The organism is Flavobacterium fructosi (genome assembly GCF_042787335.1).
In the GTDB taxonomy this organism is placed as follows: Bacteria; Bacteroidota; Bacteroidia; order Flavobacteriales; family Flavobacteriaceae; genus Flavobacterium; species Flavobacterium fructosi.
In genome coordinates this window covers 74,017-91,251 of sequence record NZ_JBHZQA010000006.1, presented here as the reverse complement: position 1 = coordinate 91,251, position 17,235 = coordinate 74,017, and the positions used below count along the sequence as shown (strand labels likewise).

Below are 17,235 nucleotides of genomic sequence, written 5' to 3'. Positions count from 1 at the left end.
ATTAAAGCAAATCCCCTTTAGGAATAAAAACATAGAATTTAGCTCCTACTCCAGGTTCCCCTTTTACTTTTATGAAACCTTTGTGCTTCTCGACAATTCTATAGCAAATAGCCAGACCAAGTCCAGTTCCTGAGTATTTAGGATCGGATTCTAATCGTTTAAACAAAAGAAATATCTTTTCGGAATATTCCTGTTTGAAACCTATTCCGTTATCTTCTACGACAATTTTATAATAATCCGCTGCATTCGCAATTTTATTATCTACTACTTCTTTTTCAGTAATCTCTTTAGAAGCGATACTTATTTGAGGCGGTACATCATCTTTACTATATTTAAGAGAATTAGAAATTAAGTTTATAAAAAGTTGTTTCATTTGAAACGGTATTACTTTGATTGTTGGCAAATTTCCAACTAAAATGGTTGCTTTTTTCTCTTCAATATTTAAAGATAAATCTTGAAGTGTTTCGTCAACCACTTTGTTTAAATCTGTTTCTATAAAAACCTTATCTCCTTTTATTGTTCTGGAATAATTGACTAAATCTATTAATAAAGTCTGCATTCTGTTGGCCGCAACACGAATTTTAGAAAAATAGTCTTTTCCTAGTTGGGTAAGTAAATCCAATTCTTTTTCTTCTAATCTGGAAATAAACATTTGAATCTTACGAAGCGGTTCCTGCAAATCATGACTAACTATATTGTTAAACGCTTCGAGTTCTTTATTGATATATTTAAGCTCTTTGTTATTTTCCTCTAATTCAAGTGTTTTTTTGTATTGGTTTGTAATATCACAATTCACACCTATTTTAATTAAATTTCCATTTCCATCATTAGTGAAACTTCCTACACCTAAAATGTATTTCACTTCTCCTTTTGGAGTTAAAAATCTAAATACCATCGAAGTGGACTGGTGATTTATTAAAGAATCTTTATGCACTTTCGTTACATAAGCTAAATCATCAGGATGAAAATATTTGATTGTATTCTCTAGCTTAGGTTCAAATGCGTTGGGCTCAACTCCCATAAGTCGATATAAATTATCTGAAAAAGTATAGGTGTTTGTTTCTAAATTAACCATCCAGTGCCCAAAACCAGCCGTTTTTTCGGCGGTGTTAAACGATTCATTCAGCAACTTTAATTTATCGTTTGCCTCTTTAAGGGCCGCAATGTCAATATTGGTTTTGTTAAATGAAAGCAACAAAATTAAAAGTGACAGAATAATTAGTAAAAAAGCGGTCATTAACGAATCCTGAAGCTCAAATTGATGATTTGAATTTTGAAATTTAGCTTTCAATCTTTCTGAATTAATGACTTTGTACACGAACAATTTCATCATTTCAGTGTAATCATTACTTCGCTTCAACTTCAATTTAAGCCCTAATTGATCTACATTATTACTTTTAGCGGCAATTAATGTTTCTCTAAATAATTTGAACCTGTAATTAATGAGTTTTTCAAGTGTTAGAATATCTTTTTTTCGTGAAGGATCGTTAACAGTTAAGACCTTTAATTTTTTTATACCCTCTTCAATAATTCCTCGATTCAAAAAACGATTTTGTAAATAGGACTCGTCTTTCGTAATTATATAATTTCGTAAACTGTAGTCATAACTGTTTATTATGGATAAAAGCTTTTCTAATTCCAGTTGAGTATCATTGGATTTTGCAATTAGCTCTAGTGTTGAAGTAAGTTTTTGCATTTGCGAAAAAAACTTTGATCCAAAATAACAAACAACAAGAATAGCAAGACCCAAGGCTAATTTAAACACTTGAGAATTTTTAAATAATTTTAAAAATTTCATTAGTTTTTTTATTAAATGCTAAAGAAAAACGTTTCTATATTTAACCCTGACGTATGAAATTGCCAATTCATATTTATTACTTCTTTAATTACTTTTTTCAGTGCAGAAAAGTCATTTGGTTTTTTTATATAAATATTTGCCCCTTCTATAAAGGTATCTTCAATGTCTTTTTCTGACGACGATGTAGAATATATGGCAACAGAAACATCTTTAAAACGAGTATTTGCCCTAATTTCTCTCAAACATTCTATCCCTGTTTTCCCTGACATATTTAAATCTAAAAATAAAATATGAGGCAACTTGATATCCGGTAGCACTAAATAATCCATCAAGCCATTACCATTTGTAAATACGGTCAGCTTATTATCCATCTTAAGTTCCATAATAGCTTCGCTAAAAAAAACACGATCATCTTCGTCATCGTCAGCTAAAAGGATATGCATTGGATCTTTATGTGCAATCATACTGTATCTGGTGTATTATATATTTAATTTATTTGTGTTTAATTTATTCTGCATTTGATAATTTCCTTCTTTTGTCTATGACTCTTTTAAACATGGAAGGAGTTAATCCCGTCACTTTCTTAAATTGCGTTGACAAATACGCTACACTGCTATAATTTAGTTCATAAGAAATCTCTGTTAAACTTAATTTTTCTTCTATAATAAGCTTTTTCGCTCTTTCGATTTTCTGTATAATAATAAAATTCTCTATTGATGTATAGGTATATTCAGAATAAAGATTTGTTATATAACCATATCTATAGTTCAATTTATCTGACAAATATTGAGAAATCGTTGTGTTAGGAAATTTTTCTTTATTGTAAACAATTTCAATTATTGCATCTTTTATTTTCTGTATTAATTGAGCTTTTGGGTTATCGATAATATGAATAGCAAATCTTTTGAGCGAAGTTTGAAGTTCGTCAAAACTTTCCTCAGAAATATCATCACTAATTTCAATTTGACCTAAATCCAGTAATTGATAGCTTATATTTAATTTTTCTAACTGATCCTGTAATATTGTTCTGCAAGCAATATTTCCATCATAATTATAATTGAGCTTCATTGCAGGTACTAATTATTAGAGTTGAATTCAAAAATATAAATGTATATTAAAAATTATAAATTGGTGCCAAATTACTACTATTAATACCCAGTGTTGTACTATTTAAAACCAAAATCAACTATAAATATTTGATTTACAATAGCTTTAAAGCATTTAAAAAAAAATTCAATTCTTAATATTAATAAAAAAATTAGGAGTTTTAGCCGTGTATGGTTTCGTTTTTTCCGTAATTTTCAATGATAGATGCCTCATATTCAATCCATTCTCTCCATCGTTTTTCAACATCTACTCCTACTCCATACTTTCTAGCATACGTTATAAATGTTGTATAATGTCCCGCCTCACTTTCCATTAAATCCCTGTAAAAAATAGCTAATTCTTCATCTTGGATATTTTCTGAAAGTACTTTGAAACGTTCACAACTTCTAGCTTCAATCATAGCGGAAAACAATAACCGTTCCACCAAACTGGAAACTCGGCTACCATTTCCACTTTTTTTCATATACAAATACAATTCATTCACATAATCATCTTTTCTTTCACGCCCCAACCTTAATCCTCGTTTGATAATGATATTATGCACTTGTTCAAAATGATCTATTTCTTCTTTGGCCAAAGCCAATAAATCCTGAACTAAATCCTGGTGCTCTGAGTTATTAGTGATAATTGTAATGGCATTTGTGGCGGCTTTTTGTTCACACCAAGCATGATCGGTCAAGATTTCTTCGATGTTTTTTTTTACAATATTCACCCATCGCGGATCGGTAGGTAATTTTAATCTTAGTACAGACATTTTTTTAGTCTTAAAGTTAGAAAGTCATAAAGTAATAAAGTCATAAAGTCGAAAGCCAAAAACTAAGACAGAATATTAAATTCTATTCAAAGACTTTCGACTTTCGACTTTAAAAACTTTAAGACGTATTTTTTAGTATACGAAGATAGCTCTTTCGCTCATCATTTCGTTTACTTCATTAGCCACTTCTTCGATAATATCTTCATTAGTGTGGTTCATTAATACTCTATCAATAAGTTCCACAATAGTTTCCATATCTTCTTCAACCAGACCACGAGTGGTAATAGCTGGAGTTCCTACACGGATACCTGAAGTTACAAATGGTGATTTATCATCAAATGGAACCATGTTTTTATTAACGGTAATTTCTGCTCTTACTAATGCGTTTTCAGCATCTTTTCCCGATATGTTTTTGTTTCTTAAGTCAATTAACATCATATGATTGTCCGTTCCGCCAGAAATAATTTCATATCCTCTTTTTACAAAAGCATCAGCCATAGCATTAGCATTTTTCTGTAATTGTAGTGCATACGTGAAAAATTCGTCTTTCAGTGCTTCACCAAAAGCTACTGCTTTGGCAGCAATGATGTGCATTAATGGACCCCCTTGATTTCCGGGAAAAACAGCTAAGTCTAATAATGAAGACATCATTCTGACTTCGCCTTTTGGAGTAGTTAAACCAAATGGATTTTCAAAATCTTTACCCATTAAAATTAATCCTCCACGAGGACCACGCAAAGTTTTATGTGTTGTCGTCGTTACAATATGGCAATGAGGCAATGGATCGTTCATCAATCCTTTGGCAATAAGACCTGCAGGATGAGAAATATCAGCCAATAATATAGCGCCAACACTATCAGCAATTACTCTGAAACGCTCAAAATCCATATCACGAGAATAAGCCGAAGCTCCAGCAATAATTAATTTTGGCTGCTCTCTAGTAGCTATTTCTTGAATTTTATCATAATCTAATCTTCCAGTTTCCTTATCTACGCCATAAAATGAAGGTGTGTATAAACGTCCGGAAAAGTTTACAGGAGAGCCATGAGTTAAGTGTCCACCATGTGACAAATCAAAACCTAAAATTTTATCTCCCGGTTTAATACAAGCATGATAAACTGCTGTATTCGCTTGGGAACCTGAGTGTGGTTGTACATTTGCATAAGCAGCACCAAATAATTCTTTGGCTCTATCAATAGCAATTTGTTCAATAACATCAACTACTTCGCAACCGCCGTAGTATCTTTTGCCAGGATATCCCTCTGCATATTTATTAGTTAAAACTGAACCGGCTGCTTCCATTACTTCGTCACTTACGAAGTTTTCTGAAGCTATAAGTTCTAATCCGTGAATTTGTCTTTCTTGTTCTTCTAGAATAAGGTCAAAAATTTGTTCGTCGCGTTGCATTTCTTTGATTTTCGTTAAATATGATGCAAAAATACAAAAAAACGTTTGGTAAATAGTTAGATTATAATATATTTGATGAGTAATTTTCAACAAAATAATTAACACATCATGCCTATAACAGCTAACGATACTAACAGAAAATCATGGCTGGAAGTCATAGAGAACAATGACTTTCCCATCCAAAACATTCCTTTCGGGGTCTTTCTCACTAAGGAAAATGTCGTCACTGTGGGGACACGAATAGGTAATTTCGCAATCGATTTGGGTGCTTTACAACAATTAAATTATTTTGAAGGTATTGAGCTGACGGATGATATGTTCATGCAAGACACTTTGAATGATTTTATTTCGGATGGCAAAAAAACATGGCGATTGGTTCGAAATCGTATTGCCGAAATTTTTGACGAAAAAAATCCAACATTAAGAGATAATATAAAAGATCGAGATATTGTGATCTTCAAAATGGAAGATGTAGAAATGCAATTACCGGTACTAATAGGTGATTATACAGACTTCTATTCCAGCAAAGAGCACGCAACTAATATAGGAAAAATGTTCCGTGATCCAGAAAACGCGTTATTACCCAACTGGCTTCACATCCCTGTAGGGTATCATGGAAGAAGTTCCTCTATTGTTCCTTCGGGAATTCCAGTACACAGACCCATGGGACAAACATTGCCAAATGGCGAAACTACACCCGTTTTTGGCCCTTCTCGTTCCGTCGATTTTGAATTGGAAACTGCTTTTATAACAACTGATGTCAATATTATGGGAGAAAATATTCCCGTAACGGAAGCTGAAGATTATATTTTCGGAATGGTCTTGTTGAATGACTGGAGTGCTCGTGACATTCAAAAATGGGAATATGTTCCGCTGGGACCCTTTTTATCAAAAAACTTTGCGACTTCAATTTCACCATGGATTGTAACAATGGATGCTTTAGAACCCTTTAGAACAAAAGGACCAAAACAAGAACCAACCCCACTTCCCTATCTGCAACAAAAAGGGAAACATTCTTTTGATATTAATTTAGAAGTGGCGATTCAACCTGAAAATAGTGAAGAAACTGTTATTTCTCAGTCAAATTTTAAATATTTATACTGGTCAATGTGCCAACAACTAGCGCATCATACCTCTAATGGTTGTCGCGTAAATTCTGGCGACATGATGGGCTCAGGCACCATTTCAGGACCTACTCCTGAAAGTTTTGGTTCGATGTTAGAATTAACTTGGGGCGGAAAAAATCCTATCAAGCTAAAAGACGGATCTGAACGTAAATTCATCAATGATAATGATACCGTAACTATGAAAGGATTCTGTCAAAACGGACAGGTTCGTATTGGTTTTGGTGAAGTTTCCAGTAAATTACTCCCACCTTTTGTGAGAAAATAAAAATAAAAAATACACATTCTAAAACCTAACATTTATTCTATTTTTGTTAGGTTTTTTTATGACAATTTTTAAAAAATTTCAATCAAAAAATAGAATACAGCTTCAAATAATCATTTACTAATTTTTTATCCTTATGAAAAAAATTACTCTTTTATTATCCTTCTTTATCCTTGTTTGGTCTTGTGGTGTCAAACAAACCCAAAATTTATTGAGTACAGGAAATTATGATCAGGCAATTGATAATGCTGTTTCAAATTTGCGAACCAACAAAGATAAAAAAGGCAAACAAGATTATGTTTACTTACTGGAAGAGGCTTTCACTAAAGCAAAAGAACGCGATCTAAATACCCTGAATTTATTGACAAAGGATGCAAATCCCGCACAATTGGAAAAAATATACAACACCTATTTACAATTGAATATTCGGCAGGAAAAAATCAAACCTTTGCTTCCTTTAAGATTAATCAAAGAAGATAGAAATGGCATTTTTCCCTTTGACAACTATAACAATCAAATCATAGAAAGTAAAAATGTTGTGTCCGCTTATTTATATGCTAATGCAAAAAAATTAATGACAACTACTGACAAGATGAATTACCGAAAGGCGTATGATGATTTAGATTATTTAAATCAAATAAATCCCAATTACAAAGATGTTTTGCAATTGATGGACGATGCAAAATTCAAAGGTTCCGATTATGTTTTTGTGAATACCAAAAACGAAACTAACATGATTATTCCTATTGGTTTACGAAATGATTTACTGGATTTTAGTACATATGGTTTAAACGATAAATGGACGGTTTACCACAATAGCAAACTAAGAGAAATTGATTATGATTACGAAATGAAAATTAATTTCAGACAGATTTATATTTCACCGGAACAAATCAAAGAAAGAGAATTTGTAAAAGAACGTGTGATAAAAGATGGCGTTAAAAAACTTATTGATACCAATGGAAAAGAAGTAGTTGATGAAAAAGGTAAAGTTGTAATGGTGGATAATCTTAAAACTGTAAATGCTCGTATCTACGAATTTAGACAATTTAAGTCTTGCCAGATTACTGCTAAAATAGATTATGTAAATTTCAGAAACAATCAACTTTTACAATCTTTCCCAATAACCAGCGAGTTTATATTTGAAAATATTTATTCCACCTATAAAGGCGACAGACGCGCCTCTGACGATAATTATTATTCAAATTTTGATAAAAAAGCCGTTGCTTTCCCTAGCTACGAACAAATGGTTTATGATACTAGCAAAGATTTGAAATCCAAAATAAAAGAAGTTATTTCTAGAAACCCATTTATAAACTAATCACAGAATAATCTATTTATAAACCGTGTTGAAAATCAATTTCTCACGGAGGTTTTTTATTTTAAAAAATACAACAATACCTTAATTTTTTGTTAGAAAATGTAAAACCAGTATTGTGTTATAAAAATTAGTGTACTTTTGCAGTAATGAATAATACAATTATAAATATAACTCCTATCTCACGGACAAACAAACCGACTACTTCTCCCGAAGTACGGATGCTATTAGTATAGTTTCCAAAAGTCTTTTGTTTTATTTTTATTCATTTTTCATTTTACCGTTTTGAAATCACATTTATTTCCCATTGGAGTAGTACATCCAAAAATCAACATTCATTTTTCATTAATATCTTGCTCTTCAATTTATTGGACTATAAATTTGTATTTTAGTTTTTTAATTCAGTGCGAGAGAGAAAGTATTTCAGAACAAAATTGCAACTTATTTTATAAATCTAAAATTCAACTCTTGAAATGAATATATCAATAATTACAACTCAGGAAGAACATTATAAATATTCACAAGAAATATGTGAAACCATTGAATTATCAGCTTTATTGAGAGGTACTGGTATTGCAAAAAGAACTCCTGAATACATTCAAAAAAAGATGGAAAGCAAAGATGCCGTCATCGCATTAGACAACGGAAAATTTGCTGGTTTTTGTTATATCGAAAGTTGGGAACACGGTAAATATGTGGCACATTCAGGATTGATAGTTCATCCTGATTACAGAAATTTAGGATTGGCAAAACAAATAAAATCGAAAGTATTTGACTATTCATTGGAGAAATACCCAGATGCCAAAATATTCGGAATTACAACTGGATTAGCAGTAATGAAAATCAATTCTGAATTAGGTTATAAACCAGTTCCATTTTCAGAATTGACGACAGATCCATCTTTTTGGGCCGGTTGTAAAACCTGTACTAATTTTGAGATTTTACAAAGCAAAGACAACAAAATGTGTTTGTGTACTGGAATGTTGTTTGACCCAAAAGAAAAACCAAAAGATCCGCCAAAACATCCATTTAACATAAGAGTTCTCAATAGATTAAAATCAATTAAACAAGCGCTTTTCTTAAAAAAATAATAGTATGAAAAAAGTTGTATTAGCTTATAGCGGAGGATTAGATACCTCCTATTGCCTAAAATATTTAAAAAACGAAAAAGGATATGAAGTTCATACCGTTCTTATAAATACAGGCGGATTTGATGAAGAGGAACTAGCCGCCATTGAAGAAAGAGCCTACGAATTAGGAAGTGCGCAACATGCAAATCTTACCATTGTAGATAAATATTACGATAAAGCCATTAAATATTTGATTTATGGAAATGTATTAAAAAACAATACCTATCCATTATCAGTAAGTGCAGAGCGTGTTTTTCAAGCTATCGAAGCGATTAAATATGCGAAATCTGTAGGTGCCGAAGCGATTGCTCACGGAAGTACTGGTGCAGGAAATGACCAAATTCGTTTTGATTTAATTTTCCAAACCATTGCTCCCGAAATTGAAATCATAACTCCGATCAGGGATTTAAAATTATCAAGACAGGAAGAAGTGGATTACTTGGCTCAAAATGGAGTTCATTATTCTTGGGAAAAAGCACAATATTCCATCAACAAAGGTTTATGGGGAACAAGCGTAGGTGGTAAAGAAACATTGACCTCAAATCAAACTTTACCAAGTGAAGCGTATCCTTCTCAATTGCAAAAAACTGGAGAAGAGAAAGTGACACTACAATTTGAAAAAGGACAATTAGTAGGCATCAACGGGACATTAGACACCCCAACAAAAAACATCGTTGCATTAGAAAAACTGGCAAACGCATATGCTATAGGTAGAGACACGCACGTGGGTGACACCATTATCGGAATTAAAGGAAGAGTTGGTTTTGAAGCCGCTGCACCTTTAATCATTATCAAAGCACACCATTTATTAGAGAAACATACGCTGGGTAAATGGCAACAATACTGGAAAGAACAACTAGGAAACTGGTACGGCATGTTGTTTCATGAAGGACAATTCTTAGACCCTGTGATGAGAAACATCGAGGCTTTCCTTGAAGACACTCAAACGACTGTAAACGGAACCGTTATCGTTTCTCTAAAACCATATCACTTCACATTGGACGGAATTGAATCTGAAAATGACTTAATGAATACCTCTTTTGGTCAATACGGTGAAATGAACAACGCATGGACATCGGACGACGCCAAAGGATTTATCAAAATTCTTGGAAATGCCCAAAACATATTTTCATCTGTAAATAAACTGACCCATGATTAATATTGGAATAATTGGTGGTTCTGGTTACACAGCGGGGGAACTCATCAGAATATTGATGTTTCATCCCAACGCTACACTTGATTTTGTTTACAGCACAACAAACGCCGGAAAACCACTTTCGGTTGCGCATCACGATTTGATGGGCGATATCGAAATGAATTTTACCGATACTGTAAATCCAAATGTGAATGTTGTTTTCTTGTGTTTAGGACACGGTAAATCAAAATTGTTTTTAGAGCACAATCAATTTGCAAGTCATACCAAAATCATCGATTTAGGAAATGATTTCAGATTGACGAAAGACAAAGACTTCGATAATAAATCTTTCGTATACGGTTTACCCGAATTGAATAAATCGGTGATCAAAAACGCTCAGTTTATTGCAAATCCAGGTTGTTTTGCAACAGCGATTCAATTGGCATTATTGCCATTGGCCAAAAACGAAATGCTTACGACTGATGTTCACATCAATGCCACAACAGGAAGCACGGGAGCTGGAGTTTCACCTTCGGAAACGACGCATTTTAGTTGGAGATCAAATAATATGTCACATTACAAAGCTTTTGAGCACCAACATTTGGGTGAAATAAACCAAAGTGTCAACCAATTGCAGGCGGATTATACCAACGAATTGATTTTTGTACCCAACAGAGGGGATTTTGCGAGAGGGATTTTTGCAACATTATACACAACAATCGAAGAAAATCTAGAAGATATAGTGGCGAAATATGAGGCTTTTTACAAAGACCAGCCTTTTGTCACGGTTACTACCACTGGAATCAATATGAAACAAGTAGTTCAAACGAACAAGTGTATTATTAGTTTAATGAAAAAAGGAAACCGGCTACTGATTACTTCAGTAATTGATAATTTGACAAAAGGAGCCTCAGGACAAGCCATTCAAAACATGAATTTAATGTTTGGATTGGATGAAACCACAGGATTGCATTTGAAACCAAGCGGATTCTAGAAATAATTAAAAGATTGAAGGATTTAATGATTGAAAAATTATTAAGATTCTAAACACAACGATTTAAAAAAGGCTTAAATCTTTCAATTTTTAAATCTTTAAATAATTAAAACATGAACTTATTTGACGTTTACCCATTATACAACATCACTCCTGTAAAAGCATTAGATTGTACTATTACAGATGAAAAAGGAGTGGAATATTTAGATTTATATGGTGGTCATGGAGTAATTTCCATTGGACACACACAACCGGATTATGTTGCCAAATTAAAAAATCAATTGGATAATATTGGCTTTTATTCGAATGCGATTCAGAATCCATTGCAAGTAGAATTAGCAGCGAAATTAGGAAAACTTTCCGGATTGGAAGACTATACTTTATTCTTGTGCAGTTCTGGAGCTGAAGCCAATGAAAACGCCTTGAAATTAGCCTCTTTTCACAACAATAAATCTCGTGTAATTGCTTTTGATAATTCCTTTCATGGAAGAACTTCGGCAGCAGTTGCGGTTACAGATAACAAAAAAATTGTTGCGCCAATCAATGCGCAACAAATCGTTACTTTTTTACCCTTGAATAACATCGAGTTGGTAGAAAATGAATTAAAAAAAGGAGATGTTTCTTCTGTAATTATTGAAGGAATCCAAGGAGTTGGCGGTTTAGACCAAGGTACAACTGAATTTTTTCAGGCATTAGAAAATATATGCGCAGCATATGATGCCGTTTTGATTTTAGACGAAGTGCAATCAGGATACGGAAGAAGCGGAAAGTTTTTTGCACACCAACATCATAACATCAAAGCAGATATTATTTGTCTGGCGAAAGGAATGGGTAACGGATTTCCTATTGGAGGAATCTTGATTTCTCCAAAATTCGCAGCAAGTTATGGATTATTGGGAACTACTTTCGGTGGAAACCATTTGGCTTGCGCCGCTGGAATAGCAGTTTTGGATGTGATTGAAAGCCAAAAATTAATGGATAACGTAAATGACGTTTACACCTATTTTTTAGAAGCAATCCAACAAGTTCCTGAAGTAATTCAAGTAAAAGGAAGAGGATTAATGCTAGGTGTAGAATTTGATTTTGACGTAAGTACACTTCGTAAAAAAATGATTATGGACAAACATATTTTTACGGGAAATGCTAATAATAAAAACTTATTAAGAATCCTTCCTCCATTGACAATCAAAAAGGAAGCAATCGACACCTTTATTATAGCTTTAAAAGAAACATTGGCAGAATTGAAATGATTTTTTAAACATATAAGTCATCTAAGCTCCTAAACTTATGTGACTTATATGTTTAGATTTTTTTCTAAAATAGTAAACCAAAAACTAATGAACCACGTATTACCAATAGAAAAACGAAATTCAGTTTTAAGCCTCATGGCCGAACTTCTTGAACAAGAAAGAGCTACCCTTATAACGGTGAATCAACAGGATATCAATAATTATTCTGGGGATGATTTAGCGATGGAAAAACGTTTACTGGTGGATGATGCCAAAATTGACGGCATGATTTTATCCATGCAACAATTAGCCAGTCAAGAAGATCCTATTGGCGCAGAACGTTTTAATTTCGACCATGAAAACGGAATGAAAATAATCAATAAAACAGCGGCTTTTGGAACCGTAATGATTATTTATGAATCCAGACCCGATGTTACTGTTGAAGCTGGCGGAATCGCTTTCAAATCCGGAAATAAAATTCTATTGAAAGGCGGAAAAGAATCCTTACAATCCAACTTGAAAATTGTAGAATTGTGGCATCAAGCTTTAACAGCTAACAATGTGGCTACAGAATGGGTGGAATACTTGAATTACAATCGGGAAGAAACGCAGGCATTTTTAGAGAAACCAACACAAAAAGTGGACTTAATCGTTCCTCGTGGTGGGGAGAAATTAATCGCTTTTGTAAAAAAACACGCCACATGTCCAGTGATTATAAGTGGACGAGGAAATAATTTTGTGTACGTAAACGCAGAAGCTGATTTAAACCAAGCACTTTCCATAATAATAAATGGAAAGACCTCAAACATATCTGTTTGCAATGCTTTAGATAAAGTTTTAATTGATACCAATATTGAAAATTGGGAAGCTTTTGCTACCAATATCGTTCAGGAATTACAACAAAGAAACGTTACTGTTTTGGGAGATGGAAGTATTTCAAAAGTAACAAACGTTCCTCAGATTGAATCGGATTTAATTTGGCATGAAGAGTTTTTAGATTATAAAATTGTTATTGGAACAACTAATTCGGATCAAGAAGCGATTGCCAAAATAAATAAATATTGTGGCGGTCATTCCGCTTCGATAATCACAAAAAATGATGCAATTGCCCAGGAATTCATGGAAAATGTAGATACTGCAGCCGTATATCAAAACGCCTCTACCCGATTCACTGATGGAGGACAATTTGGTTTAGGAGGCGAATTAGCCATAAGCACAGACAAATTACACCAACGTGGACCAATTGGATTGCAACATTTAGTTACTAATAAGTGGTATATTTACGGAAATGGACAAATCAGGTAAAAAAAGAATTTTATTAAAGTTAGGAAGCAATACCTTAACCAAAGAAACCAATCACATTTCGAGAGGAAAGATTGAAGATATTGGAATGCAAATAGCGGCGCTGAAAGATGATTATGAATTTGTAATTGTCAGTTCTGGTGCGATTGCTGCTGCCAAACAATTTGTTAAACTGGAAAGTCAAGACAAAGATGTTTTTGTAAAACAGGCGTTGGCTTCAATTGGCCAGCCACATTTAATGCGGATTTATCATGAAAATTTTAGTGATTTAGGATTGCTAATTTCGCAATGTTTGCTTTCTTATTCTGATTTCGAAAAAGAACAATCCAAAGTAAATATCGTGAACACCATCAATGTGTTAGTCAAAAACAATTACATTCCGATTATCAATGAAAATGACACCGTAGCAACGGATGAGATTCGGTTTGGTGATAACGATAAATTAGCCGCTTTAACCGCTGTTTTATTAAATGTTGACATTTTAATCATTGCTACCAATACGAACGGGATTTACACCAAATCATCCATTCATGACGCAGTTCCTGAAACCATTTCTTTGGTAACCGATTTAAAATTATTAGAAAAAGAGATTGGCGATTCTAAATCTTCGCACGGAACCGGTGGAATGCAATCTAAAATAGAAGCATCGGCAATTGCCAAAGCCGCTAATATCGAAACCTGGATTGTCAATGGCTTGGAAGACAATTTTATTTTGAAAGCTTTAAAAAACGAAATACCATTTACTAAAATAATTTAATTCGAATATTGGATTTTTAGATTGTTAGATTTTTGGACAATTCATAATTCATAATTCATAATTCACAACTACAATGAACTACATCTCCATACAAAACATAGATTCGCTCAACAAATGGGTGAAAGAAGCATTAAAAATCAAGAAAAAACCCCTTAAAAACAAAAAACTGGGTAAGAACAAAACCTTAGGAATGTTGTTTTTTAATTCCAGTTTAAGAACGCGTTTGAGTACACAAAAAGCAGCTTTGAATTTAGGAATGAACGTGATGGTAATGAATTTTACCAGCGAAGGTTGGACATTAGAATTTGAAGATGGAGCCATCATGAACTCCGGTGCTTCGGAACATATTAAAGAAGCGGCAGCAGTTGTTTCTCAATATTGCGATATTATTGCCATCAGGGCCTTTGCCGGATTGGTAGACAAAGAAAAAGATAATGCCGAAACCGTTCTTATGGGTTTCTTAAAATATGCCACTGTGCCAATCGTTAATATGGAAAGTGCTACAGGGCATCCATTACAATCGCTAGCCGATGCAATAACTATGGCCGAACACAAAACAGAATACCGTCCAAAAGTAGTTTTGACTTGGGCTCCACATCCTAAAGCTTTACCTCAAGCGGTACCCAATTCCTTCGTGCAAATGATGCAGTTACAAGACGCAGACTTTGTCATTACACATCCTGAAGGCTACGAATTGAATCCTGAAATCACGAAAGACTCCAAGATTGAATACGACCAAGACAAAGCTTTCGAAAACGCCGATTTTATTTATGCCAAAAACTGGAGCAATTATAACGAATATGGTCAGATTACAAATTCCGACCCAAATTGGACTGTAACTGCAGATAAAATGAAACTGACCAACAATGCGAAATTCATGCACTGTTTGCCAGTAAGACGTAATGTAATTGTAACGGATGAAGTGATTGACAGTGAAAATTCAATTGTTATCGAACAAGCCAACAATAGAACCTATGCTGCACAATTAGTGTTGCAAAAAATATTGGAAAATGGAAAATAAAAAACCGGTAACGCTAATAAAAATTGGAGGAAACATTATTGACAACCCAACGGAATTAAAACAATTTTTATCTGATTTTTCTCAGATTGAAGGCTATAAAGTACTCGTTCACGGCGGTGGAAAATCAGCTACTAAAATGGCGGAAAGTATTGGTTTAGTTCCTCAAATGATTGATGGAAGACGCATTACCGATGCCGCTATGCTTGATGTAGTTGTGATGATTTATGCAGGTCAAATCAACAAAAATATCGTTGCTCAATTACAAGCTAATTCCACCAATGCGATGGGGTTTTCTGGTGCTGATGGGAATTTAATTCTATCGGATAAAAGAAACCATCCTACAATCAATTATGGTTTTGTGGGCGATGTAAAAAAAGTGAATACAAACTTATTACAAACGTTACTTTCTAGTGGAATAGTTCCTGTATTTTGCGCGATAACACACGATGGAAAAGGACAATTATTAAACACGAATGCCGATACCATTGCTAGCGAATTAGCGATTGCTTTATCAGAAATTTTTGATGTCACTTTGAATTATTGCTTCGAAAAACCCGGCGTTTTATATAATGCCGAAGATGATGCATCCGTAATTGAGAACATAAATCAAGAATTATATTCCAATTTAAAAGCTGAAGGCGCCATACATTCTGGTATGATTCCTAAATTAGACAACTGTTTCAATAGTTTATCCAAAGGAGTTCAAAAAATAAAAATTGGTCATCACAGGATGTTGCAAGATAAAACGGCGTTGTACACTACAATTACACTATGAAGAGTATAGAAATCCTTACACAAGAAGCCATTTCGTTATTAAAAGCACTGATTGAAACGCCTTCATTTTCAAGTGAAGAAGACCAAACAGCACTTTTAATCGAAAATTGGTTTAGACAAAATAATATCCCTTTCGAAAGAGAGAATAATAATATTTGGGCTTTCAATAAGAATTTTGATAAAACCAAGCCAACACTTTTACTCAATTCGCACCACGATACCGTAAAACCAAACCAAGGTTATACTAATGATCCATTTGAAGCCATCGTAAAAGACGGCAAATTATTTGGATTGGGGAGCAATGATGCGGGAGGTTGTCTGGTTTCACTTTTAGCCACTTTTGTACATTTTTATTCGAATGAAAATCTGCCTTACAATATTGTGATGGTCGCTTCAGCCGAGGAAGAAAGCAGCGGGAAAAATGGATTAAACAGCGTACTAAAACATTTACCGGAATTGGAATGTGCCATTGTGGGAGAACCTACTTTGATGCAATTGGCCGTAGCCGAAAAGGGGTTATTAGTACTCGATGTTATCGTAAAAGGTACCGCTAGTCATGCAGCACACAACAATCCTGACAATCCTATTTACAATGCGATACCCGTTATCGAATGGTTTAACAGTTATCAATTCGAAAAAATATCGGAGGTTTTAGGTCCTGTAAAAATGACCGTAACACAAGTCACTGCAGGTAAACAACACAACGTAGTTCCCGCAGAATGTCATTTGGTTGTCGATATCCGAGTGAATGATTGCTATAACAATCAAGAAATTTTAGATATTGTAAAAAAACATTTGACTGCCGAAGTCAATCCGCGTTCGATGCATTTGAATGCGTCATCAATTCCTGTTGCACACGAATTAGTACAAGCCGGAATCGCACTGGGAAGAACCACTTACGGGTCGCCTACCCTCTCGGATCAATCGGTTTTGAGTTGTCAATCCTTGAAATTAGGACCTGGTGAAACCCTACGGTCACATTCGGCTGACGAATTTATATTTATAAACGAAATAGAAGAAGGAATTCAATTGTATATCAAAATACTAACTGATTTTTTCAAACAATAAAAGTCATCCTGAGCGCAGTCGAAGGAGGAGCTAATCCCGCTATTCGTTGCAA

At 33.9% G+C, this 17,235-nt stretch carries 16 protein-coding genes; 11 read left to right on the top strand and 5 right to left on the bottom strand.

Annotated features, from left to right (window positions below; translation table 11 throughout):
* Nucleotide 1: 1 nt before the first annotated feature.
* The 5 genes from ACFX5D_RS10890 to glyA form a co-directional block, all read right to left on the bottom strand.
* A complete protein-coding gene (locus tag ACFX5D_RS10890) occupies nt 2–1,798 on the bottom strand; it encodes an ATP-binding protein (protein WP_379858220.1) in 1,797 nt (598 codons plus the stop codon).
* An 11-nt stretch (nt 1,799–1,809) separates the two neighbouring features.
* Entirely contained in the window at nt 1,810–2,262 is a 453-nt protein-coding gene (locus ACFX5D_RS10885; protein ID WP_379858219.1) for a response regulator, read from the bottom strand.
* Nucleotides 2,263–2,305: 43 nt separating this feature from the next.
* Complete coding sequence (locus tag ACFX5D_RS10880) at nt 2,306–2,866, bottom strand: helix-turn-helix domain-containing protein (protein WP_379858218.1); 561 nt, start codon at nt 2,864–2,866, stop codon at nt 2,306–2,308.
* Between the two features lie 199 nt (nt 2,867–3,065).
* Complete coding sequence (locus ACFX5D_RS10875; protein ID WP_379858217.1) at nt 3,066–3,659, bottom strand: MiaE family protein; 594 nt, start codon at nt 3,657–3,659, stop codon at nt 3,066–3,068.
* A gap of 132 nt (nt 3,660–3,791) precedes the next feature.
* Complete coding sequence (gene glyA, locus ACFX5D_RS10870) at nt 3,792–5,066, bottom strand: serine hydroxymethyltransferase (RefSeq protein ID WP_379858216.1); 1,275 nt, start codon at nt 5,064–5,066, stop codon at nt 3,792–3,794.
* A 108-nt stretch (nt 5,067–5,174) separates the two neighbouring features.
* Between glyA and fahA the strand changes: the two genes are divergently transcribed.
* The 11 genes from fahA (at nt 5,175) to ACFX5D_RS10815 (ending at nt 17,183) form a co-directional block, all read left to right on the top strand.
* Nucleotides 5,175–6,458 (top strand): fumarylacetoacetase, encoded by a 1,284-nt coding sequence (fahA, locus tag ACFX5D_RS10865; protein WP_379858215.1) that lies wholly within the window; start codon nt 5,175–5,177, stop codon nt 6,456–6,458.
* A gap of 133 nt (nt 6,459–6,591) precedes the next feature.
* Nucleotides 6,592–7,776, top strand: a complete 1,185-nt coding sequence (locus ACFX5D_RS10860; protein ID WP_379858214.1) for a hypothetical protein — start codon at nt 6,592–6,594, stop codon at nt 7,774–7,776.
* Between the two features lie 470 nt (nt 7,777–8,246).
* Nucleotides 8,247–8,864 carry a GNAT family N-acetyltransferase gene (locus ACFX5D_RS10855; protein WP_379858213.1) on the top strand — a complete coding sequence of 206 codons (618 nt, stop codon included), beginning with the start codon at nt 8,247–8,249 and terminating at the stop codon, nt 8,862–8,864.
* Nucleotides 8,865–8,868: 4 nt separating this feature from the next.
* Complete coding sequence (locus ACFX5D_RS10850) at nt 8,869–10,062, top strand: argininosuccinate synthase (RefSeq protein ID WP_379858212.1); 1,194 nt, start codon at nt 8,869–8,871, stop codon at nt 10,060–10,062.
* Nucleotides 10,055–11,032, top strand: a complete 978-nt coding sequence (argC, locus tag ACFX5D_RS10845; protein WP_379858211.1) for an N-acetyl-gamma-glutamyl-phosphate reductase — start codon at nt 10,055–10,057, stop codon at nt 11,030–11,032. Before ACFX5D_RS10850 ends, argC begins: the two co-directional genes overlap by 8 nt.
* A gap of 113 nt (nt 11,033–11,145) precedes the next feature.
* Nucleotides 11,146–12,282: an aspartate aminotransferase family protein gene (locus tag ACFX5D_RS10840; protein WP_379858210.1), complete on the top strand. Its 1,137-nt coding sequence runs from the start codon at nt 11,146–11,148 to the stop codon at nt 12,280–12,282.
* Between the two features lie 87 nt (nt 12,283–12,369).
* On the top strand, nt 12,370–13,566 hold the full coding sequence (locus ACFX5D_RS10835) for a glutamate-5-semialdehyde dehydrogenase (protein ID WP_379858209.1): 1,197 nt from the start codon (nt 12,370–12,372) through the stop codon (nt 13,564–13,566).
* Nucleotides 13,550–14,320, top strand: coding sequence for a glutamate 5-kinase (gene proB, locus ACFX5D_RS10830; RefSeq protein ID WP_379858208.1), 771 nt, complete (start codon nt 13,550–13,552; stop codon nt 14,318–14,320). The genes ACFX5D_RS10835 and proB overlap by 17 nt, the downstream gene beginning before the upstream one ends.
* A gap of 73 nt (nt 14,321–14,393) precedes the next feature.
* Entirely contained in the window at nt 14,394–15,341 is a 948-nt protein-coding gene (locus ACFX5D_RS10825; protein ID WP_379858207.1) for an N-acetylornithine carbamoyltransferase, read from the top strand.
* On the top strand, nt 15,331–16,116 hold the full coding sequence (argB, locus tag ACFX5D_RS10820; protein WP_379858206.1) for an acetylglutamate kinase: 786 nt from the start codon (nt 15,331–15,333) through the stop codon (nt 16,114–16,116). The genes ACFX5D_RS10825 and argB overlap by 11 nt, the downstream gene beginning before the upstream one ends.
* Complete coding sequence (locus ACFX5D_RS10815) at nt 16,113–17,183, top strand: M20 family metallo-hydrolase (RefSeq protein WP_379858205.1); 1,071 nt, start codon at nt 16,113–16,115, stop codon at nt 17,181–17,183. Before argB ends, ACFX5D_RS10815 begins: the two co-directional genes overlap by 4 nt.
* Nucleotides 17,184–17,235 lie beyond the last annotated feature (52 nt).